General features: G+C 65.9%; 9 protein-coding genes and 1 pseudogene. 4 read left to right on the top strand and 6 right to left on the bottom strand.

Annotated elements, in window-relative coordinates:
• Nucleotides 1-108: 108 nt before the first annotated feature.
• On the bottom strand, nucleotides 109-471 hold the full coding sequence (locus E1267_RS45505) for a tyrosine-type recombinase/integrase (RefSeq protein WP_246063425.1): 363 nt from the start codon (nucleotides 469-471) through the stop codon (nucleotides 109-111).
• A 594-nt stretch (nucleotides 472-1,065) separates the two neighbouring features.
• Complete coding sequence (locus E1267_RS03805) at nucleotides 1,066-1,446, bottom strand: hypothetical protein (protein ID WP_132329787.1); 381 nt, start codon at nucleotides 1,444-1,446, stop codon at nucleotides 1,066-1,068.
• A gap of 58 nt (nucleotides 1,447-1,504) precedes the next feature.
• Between E1267_RS03805 and E1267_RS03800 the strand changes: the two genes are divergently transcribed.
• A complete protein-coding gene (locus E1267_RS03800; protein WP_165959441.1) occupies nucleotides 1,505-2,254 on the top strand; it encodes a hypothetical protein in 750 nt (249 codons plus the stop codon).
• A 215-nt stretch (nucleotides 2,255-2,469) separates the two neighbouring features.
• On the opposite strand, the gene E1267_RS03795 is transcribed toward E1267_RS03800, so the two are convergent.
• Nucleotides 2,470-2,670, bottom strand: coding sequence for a site-specific integrase (locus tag E1267_RS03795; protein WP_246063424.1), 201 nt, complete (start codon nucleotides 2,668-2,670; stop codon nucleotides 2,470-2,472).
• Between the two features lie 167 nt (nucleotides 2,671-2,837).
• On the opposite strand from E1267_RS03795, the gene E1267_RS03790 reads away from it, so the two are divergent.
• On the top strand, nucleotides 2,838-3,350 hold the full coding sequence (locus E1267_RS03790) for a response regulator (RefSeq protein ID WP_281283583.1): 513 nt from the start codon (nucleotides 2,838-2,840) through the stop codon (nucleotides 3,348-3,350).
• A gap of 97 nt (nucleotides 3,351-3,447) precedes the next feature.
• Here the strand turns inward: E1267_RS03790 and E1267_RS03785 are convergent, their stop codons facing one another.
• Entirely contained in the window at nucleotides 3,448-4,080 is a 633-nt protein-coding gene (locus E1267_RS03785) for a TetR/AcrR family transcriptional regulator (protein ID WP_132329785.1), read from the bottom strand.
• A gap of 58 nt (nucleotides 4,081-4,138) precedes the next feature.
• The gene (locus E1267_RS03780; protein ID WP_246063422.1) at nucleotides 4,139-4,798 is read right to left on the bottom strand and encodes a DUF998 domain-containing protein; all 660 of its coding nucleotides are present in this window, start codon (nucleotides 4,796-4,798) and stop codon (nucleotides 4,139-4,141) included.
• Between the two features lie 102 nt (nucleotides 4,799-4,900).
• On the opposite strand from E1267_RS03780, the gene E1267_RS03775 reads away from it, so the two are divergent.
• On the top strand, nucleotides 4,901-5,350 hold the full coding sequence (locus E1267_RS03775) for a YdeI/OmpD-associated family protein (protein WP_132329783.1): 450 nt from the start codon (nucleotides 4,901-4,903) through the stop codon (nucleotides 5,348-5,350).
• Between the two features lie 130 nt (nucleotides 5,351-5,480).
• Here E1267_RS03775 and E1267_RS03770 read toward each other — a convergent pair whose 3' ends face one another.
• On the bottom strand, nucleotides 5,481-5,939 hold the full coding sequence (locus E1267_RS03770) for a GNAT family N-acetyltransferase (protein WP_132329781.1): 459 nt from the start codon (nucleotides 5,937-5,939) through the stop codon (nucleotides 5,481-5,483).
• A gap of 78 nt (nucleotides 5,940-6,017) precedes the next feature.
• On the opposite strand from E1267_RS03770, the pseudogene E1267_RS47795 reads away from it, so the two are divergent.
• A pseudogene (locus tag E1267_RS47795) lies at nucleotides 6,018-6,308 on the top strand (hypothetical protein); the annotation flags it as partial.
• Between the last annotated feature and the right edge of the window lie 114 nt (nucleotides 6,309-6,422).

The following is a 6,422-nucleotide window of genomic DNA, read 5'->3' as shown; positions in this document are numbered from 1 at the left end:
CTGGGGGTCAAGGGGTCGCAGGTTCAAATCCTGTCGTCCCGACCAGATTCTCGCTGGTCGAGCAGGGTGTCACTCAACAGGGTGGCACCCTTTCGCATTGGTGAGTGACTAACGGGCGAAGAGATCATCCATTGCCGCAGCTCCTTGCAGGAGTACGGGGCGGATCCGCTTGCGGTAGACGGTTTCGGTGACCGCCGTCCCGCTGTGGCCGACCAGGCGGGCGATGTCCTCCAGGGGGACGCCGGAGTCGGAGAGCAGCGAGACGAAGCTGTGCCGCATCTCTCGGGGCGTCCAGTAGTAGGCAGGCATCCCGGCATTCTTGACGATCTTCCGGAACGCGCGTCGGACGTTGTGGGCGTCGAGCGGTGTGCCGACGAGGGAAGCGAAGACGAGCCCGTGATCCTGCCACTTCTCGCCCGCCGCCTTCCTGTCGCTCCGCTGCTGCTCGCGGTGCGCCTTGAGCGCTTCCACGCAGCGCTTGGGCAGTGCCAGGGAACGCCTGAGCGCTTGGTCTTGGTATCGCCTCCCTCGCGTACCGAGCGCCACACGGCGATCCATGGCGGGATGTCCTTGTCCGGGTCGCCGACGAGATCGACCTCCTTCCAGGTGAGCGCCCGCAGCTCCTCCGTACGGGCACCGATCAGCAGCGAGAGGACGACGTAGGCGTACAGGCGCGTCCCCTCGGCCGCGTCGAGGAGCGCTGTCGCCTGGTCAAGGGTGAGGGACTTGGACGGACGGCCTTCCTTGCCCTCCGGGATCTCGCACAGACCCACGACGTTGCGCTTCACCTTGTCGCGGGCCTGGGCGAACTTCACCGCACGATTCAGGCACGAGTGGAGCAGCCGCACCGTGCGGGCGCTGAGCACCCTGGCCTTGCCAAGCCCAGCAGCCCGGCTCCTCCGCATCAAGCCCGGCCCTGATCGCAGGACAACACATGACCGAGGAACGACGACCGGCGGACGTACACGCGAAGCCGGGTTTGACGCTCCGTCCCCCGCCCGCTGCCGCTACGCGGTGAGTCGACGGCGTACGAGGTGGCAGGCAGGGGGCTGGGCCGCAACATGGTCATCGTGGCGGGAGGAGAGGCATGGCAGGCGGCATGCCTTCCTCTGCTCCAGGTTCGACCCGTCGGACGCAGGCCGGGCAGGCCCACGCGGCAGTGGGCAGGAAAGGCAGGCACCACCCCAGCGTCTGCAACGGGCGCACCGTCTCCCCGCACAGGCTCACCTTCTGGTTGGCCTGTACCGCATGCTGTACTGCTGCTTCTTGCTGACCGGACAGGCCGAGGCGGTAGCCGTCAGATCGCGTGATGGGTTGTACCTCGTCATCGTGGATCAGCAGGTCATCCCAGTGGATCGGCCAGCGCTTCACCCCTCCGGGCATCTCGTGCGCATCTCCGTCCAGCGCGAGCAAGGCCAGAGTGCCGTTACGCAGCACCGCTTTCACGGTCCCGTGGCGTCGGAGGAGGAAGGAAGCCCACGCTCGTGTTGATGTCGGGCTGTGCATGCTGAACGCCCAGGTTACGAACCAGAACTTGGCCGACCGATGTGGTGTGGACGTCAAGACGGTGGAACGCTGGCTGCAAGACGAAACGCGCGTTCCGCACATGCGACACCAATGGGCCGCCGCGGAGGCACTAGGAGTTGAGATCGCCGTGCTATGGCCAGAAGCAATCCGCAATACGGTGAAAACTGGGCCGGACAAGGAAGTCTTGACCGTTTATCCCTATCGCTCTGCATGTCCGAAATCGATCTGGCGCAATCTCATCAATTCGGCGCGCAACGAAATCGTATTCGCCGGTTACACGAACTACTTCCTGTGGCTGGAACACCCCAACCTCGCGAAGGTGCTCAAACGGAAGGCCCAGCAGGGCTGCAAGATCCGATTCCTCGTCGGCGATCCGGAGAGCGAGGTCACCCGGCGACGTGAGGAGGTGGAGAACGTTCCGCTGACCGTCTCCACACGCATCCGTATCACGTTGTCGGAGGCTGAGCAGCTACGAGACGTTCCCGGCGTCGAAGCCCGGTTCGGTGACGAGCACATCGCCATGAGCGTGTTCCGGTTCGACTCGGAAATGCTCGTCACGCCCCACTTGGCCAGGCTGGTCGGGCACGACTCGCCTATGCTGCACTTGCGGCGGTATCAGGATGACGGCCTGTTCGACCGGTTCGCCTACCATGCCTCTGAGCTGTGGAGCAACGGCCGAGACGTGTGGCAGCAGGCCCAGTCCACGGGCCAGATTCTGGGTGACTAACTGAGTGACAACCGGCCCGGACGACCATGGATCTGAGGGGATCGTACGGGACGGTAATAGCAGCTGGGGGCGGGTATCGATCGTGATCCCGCCCCCACCTGATGTGCCTGGGGGTCAAGGGGTCGCAGGTTCAAATCCTGTCGTCCCGACCAGATTCTCGCTGGTCGAGCAGGGTGTCACTCAACAGGGTGGCACCCTTTCGCATTGGTGAGTGACTAACGGGCGAAGAGATCATCCATTGCCGCAGCTCCTTGCAGGAGTACGGGGCGGATCCGCTTGCGGTAGACGGCTTCGGTGACCGCCGTCCCGCTGTGGCCGACCAGGCGGGCGATGTCCTCCAGGGGGACACCGGAGTCGGAGAGCAGCGAGACGAAGCTGTGCCGCATCTCTCGGGGCGTCCAGTAGTAGGCAGGCATCCCGGCGTCCTTGATGATCTTCTAGCATGCCCTGCGTACGTTGTGCGCGTCGAGGGGTGTGCCGACGAGGGATGCAAAGACCAGGTCATAGTCTTTCCACTCGTCGCCTGCCTTCTTCTCGGCCTTCCGCTGTCGCTGTTTGTGGGCCTTGAGCGCTTAAGCGCGACGTGCGAAGTTCGTTCCGCCTGGTCATCGACTCCCAGCCCGACATGCACGTTGTCGGAGAGGCCACGACCGGGCCGCCGGCCCTCCAGACCGTGCGTCACCCCATCCCCGACGTGGTTCTCATGGACATCCGGATGCCGGAACTGGACGGTCTCGAAGTCACTCGCCAGCTGATGGACGATCCGCGAACCTCTCACTGCAAGGTGATCGTGGTGACGACCTTCGACCTCGACGAGTACGTCTCCGCTGCCCTCGCGCTCCGGGTGTGCGGGTTCTTGCTGAAGCGGTCCGGGCCGGCACTGCTCACTGAGGCGGTCCGGGCAGCAGTCAACGGCGACATGCTCGCGAGTCCACAGATCACCGTTCGTGTGCTTCGACACGCGCACGGCACGCTCGGCCGGGATTCGGAAACGGGGGCACCGGGACTGAGCACCAGGGGGAAGGTCCGCAATCGGGTGGGGATCGCGGCGTGGGCCTGGGAGCACGGGATCGCGCAGCCGTCGGAGTACAACTGAGCAGGCACCTACACCAGCAAGCGCTCACTCTGGATTTCCGGGCCTTTTCGCAGTTTCGGTGGCGCGGGCCCGGGGTCTACTGTCCGTTGGTGCGAGACTACGATCTGCTGCGGGTCGCGGCGAGGAAGGCCTGCACTGCCGCGTCGGCGTGTGCTTCGAGCTCGGTTGTCGTGTAGGGCCGGTCCTCGCCCATGAACATGGCTTTGTTCAGGGGGATCCAGAGGAGCATGCCGACGAAGTGGTCGGCGGCGCGTTCTGGTTCCCGCGCATCCATCAGCCCTTGCTCCCCGAGTCGGGTGAAGCTGTCCGTGAGGCTCGCGAGCACGCGCTCGAAGCCCCGTTGGTACCAGGCGCGGCCCAGCTCGGGGAACTGACCGGCGCTGGCGATGATCAACCGGCGGAGTCGCAGGAGCTGGGGGTCCATGAGGGTGAGGAGAAGGCGGCGGGCCAGGGTCGTGAGGTCGCGCTCGACGTGGTCGGTACGGGACAGGGTCTCGGCAATCAGCTGCACCATGCCGTCGACCTGATCGGTGGTGCCGAGCACGATCTCGGTGAAGAGGGAACGCTTGTCAGCGAAGTGCTTGTAGACAGTCTGCTTGCCGACAGCGGCGCGGGCAGCGACCTCGTCCATACTGGCCCCCGCGTATCCTCTGTCGAGGAATATCTCGGTTGCCGCCCGCAGGATCGCGCGGTGCTTGTCAGCAGATTGAGTGCCCTCGCGAAGGTCCACATCCTCCTCCGATCGCCCGTCTTCACTTCTAACTATGCCGGTCGAGCGGGCTCACCGCCTACCGGACGAGACGAGCTGCCGACACGCCCACCCACAGCCAGGCGATGATGACTCCGACGAACATGGCGAGTGGTCCGCCGACGACGCCGGAGTTCGCGGCGGCGAAGCCGATCGCGAGCAGCACTCCGCTCGTGCGCCCGGCGATGGCCCAGCCGCGCCAGCTCATCCCGGAGAACCGGCTCGCCAGCACGAAGCACGCGGCGATGAGCGCGATGAACGCGATGCCGGCGCACGCGAGGTGGAGCATTCCCGTCACGCTGAACGCGGCCTCCGAGCCGGTGTCGGGAGGAAAACCGTTGCCGGGGTCGGCCGGCAGTAAGGCGGCGGCCACGAAGCCCACCCCCATGGCCGCGATGAGAATCGGCGCCCACTGTCCGCCGCGCCCCCCGCGCAGGACACGTCGCAGACCGATCGCACAGGCGAGCATCAGCAGCCCGGTGACGGCGAAGTTCGCGACCTGAATCCAGCCGCCTTCGCCGAGCGAGAGCTGGCTCACCGCGTGACGCAGCGGATCGAATCCCTCACGCAGCACCGCCTGGGCCAGTGCAACGATCGCGAAGAGTGGCCCCGCCACCGTTCCGGCGGAAAGGAACAGCCGGGTACTGCCGCTCGGGGTCTTGGGTTGCACGGCACTCGCTTGAGTCACCGGTCCGTTCATGGGTCTTTCCTTTCGGTAAAACTAGACGGTACAGTATTGAGGCGAAATGATCGTGTCAAGCACGCTGCTGTCGTCAGCGAACCGATCGAGAAGGAGATCACCATGCCAACGTTCCGCACCACTCTCTGGCCCGGCGGCGGCAACAACGTCGGCATCGTCGTGCCCGAGGAGGTCGTCCTCTCGTTTGAGCGAGGAAAGCGTGTGCCCGTGACCGTGACGATCGACGGCGGATACACCTACCGCAACACGATCAGCTCCATGGGCGGCCAGTACATGATCTCGTTCAACTCCGAGACCAGAGCGGCTACCGGGCGAGGTGCGGGCGACGAAGTCGAGGTGACCCTGGAACTCGACGACGCGCCGCGCACGGTCGAGGTTCCCGATGTGCTCGCGCACGTGTTGGCGACCGACACGGTAGCCGCCGAAGCGTGGCGGCGGCTTTCCTACAGCAAGCAGAAGGCGCACGCGCAGTCGATCGACGGTGCCAAGACCGAGGAGACCCGCGCCCGCCGACTCGACAAAGTACTCGCCGAACTCCGCGGCAAGAGCTGACCGACGTCAGCCCATGCACGCTGACCGAGACGGCGGTACGGGACAGTGTTCTCGTCGCGCGGGGCGTCCAGTAGTACGCGCGCATCCCGGCCCTGGTCGCGGTCGCAGGGGTTCCCAGCGGGATGCGGCTTCAGCGCGGGTGATAGTCGAGCGTTCCGAGGGGCCACTGCGTGGACAGCCAGGCTGTCACGGCTCCGTACAAGGGCACGTCCAGTTCGGCTCGGTCGGCCCGGACCCAGGAGGACACGTCGGCGTCGTGGTCGTCGCTGCGGGAGGGGTAGATGTAGACGCATCCGATCACCTCGCCGCTTGCCGGGTCCAGGACGGTGTAGGTGAACCCTCGGCGCTGAGCGAAGTCGTTCGCGTGGCGTCGCAGGTCGGCGAGGTTGGCCTCCAGGGTCATGCCGGCCACGGGAGGCCAGTTTCCGTCCGGGAAGCCCGGGGTCGCGCGGATGTGCGCGATGCTGCTGGTCCAGGCGGCGTGGTCGGCGGCGTTGTGCTGGGGTCCCAAGGGTTCCAGACGGAACTGTGGGTGGCTCAGGGTCAGGGGGACGACGAAGTCGTCCGGGACGAAGGCATGGTCGTTCATGTGGCGAGGCTATGAGGCTGCGCTCACCGGTCGCATCCGGATTATTGAGGGAAACGATGGCGCGACGCCGGCCCATCGGTGCAAGCCGGCATCCCGATTACCCGTGAGATCCCCGGGCGCGGGGACCGGGTCACCGGGCGGTCGGCGGGCCGGTGCCCTTCGGGGTGCCTTCTGTCTGGGCAGATACCGAGAGGACCGCGATGTCTACCGCTCGGAAGCGTTCACCCGTCCCGAGCAGAAGGGCACGCCCGGACCGTACACCTGGGAGTGGACCTGTTCGTCCCCGCGGGCGAACCTGTGTTCGCGCCGCTGGACGGTACCGTGCATGGTGTCGCGTACCGCCCCGACCCCTACGGCTACGGCGGTGTCGTGCTCCTCGAGCACGACACCGACGACGGCGAGCCGTTCTGGCTGTTGATCGGCCATCTCGGTCAAGAGATCGAGTCCAGCCTGACGCCGTGCGCGTGTGCGAACTACCCGACC

Source organism: Nonomuraea longispora (assembly GCF_004348345.1).
Taxonomy (GTDB): Bacteria; Actinomycetota; Actinomycetes; order Streptosporangiales; family Streptosporangiaceae; genus Nonomuraea; species Nonomuraea longispora.
The sequence above is the reverse complement of the archived record's forward strand: the minus strand, read 5'-3'. Positions and strand labels throughout refer to the sequence as shown.

Coding starts and splice junctions, on each gene's coding strand:
- E1267_RS03800 (WP_165959441.1), top strand. CDS start 1,505: ATGCTGAACGCCCAGGTTACGAACCAGAACTTGGCCGACCGATGTGGT.
- E1267_RS03795 (WP_246063424.1), bottom strand. CDS start 2,670: ATGCCTGCCTACTACTGGACGCCCCGAGAGATGCGGCACAGCTTCGTC.
- E1267_RS03780 (WP_246063422.1), bottom strand. CDS start 4,798: ATGAACGGACCGGTGACTCAAGCGAGTGCCGTGCAACCCAAGACCCCG.
- E1267_RS03775 (WP_132329783.1), top strand. CDS start 4,901: ATGCCAACGTTCCGCACCACTCTCTGGCCCGGCGGCGGCAACAACGTC.
- E1267_RS03770 (WP_132329781.1), bottom strand. CDS start 5,939: ATGAACGACCATGCCTTCGTCCCGGACGACTTCGTCGTCCCCCTGACC.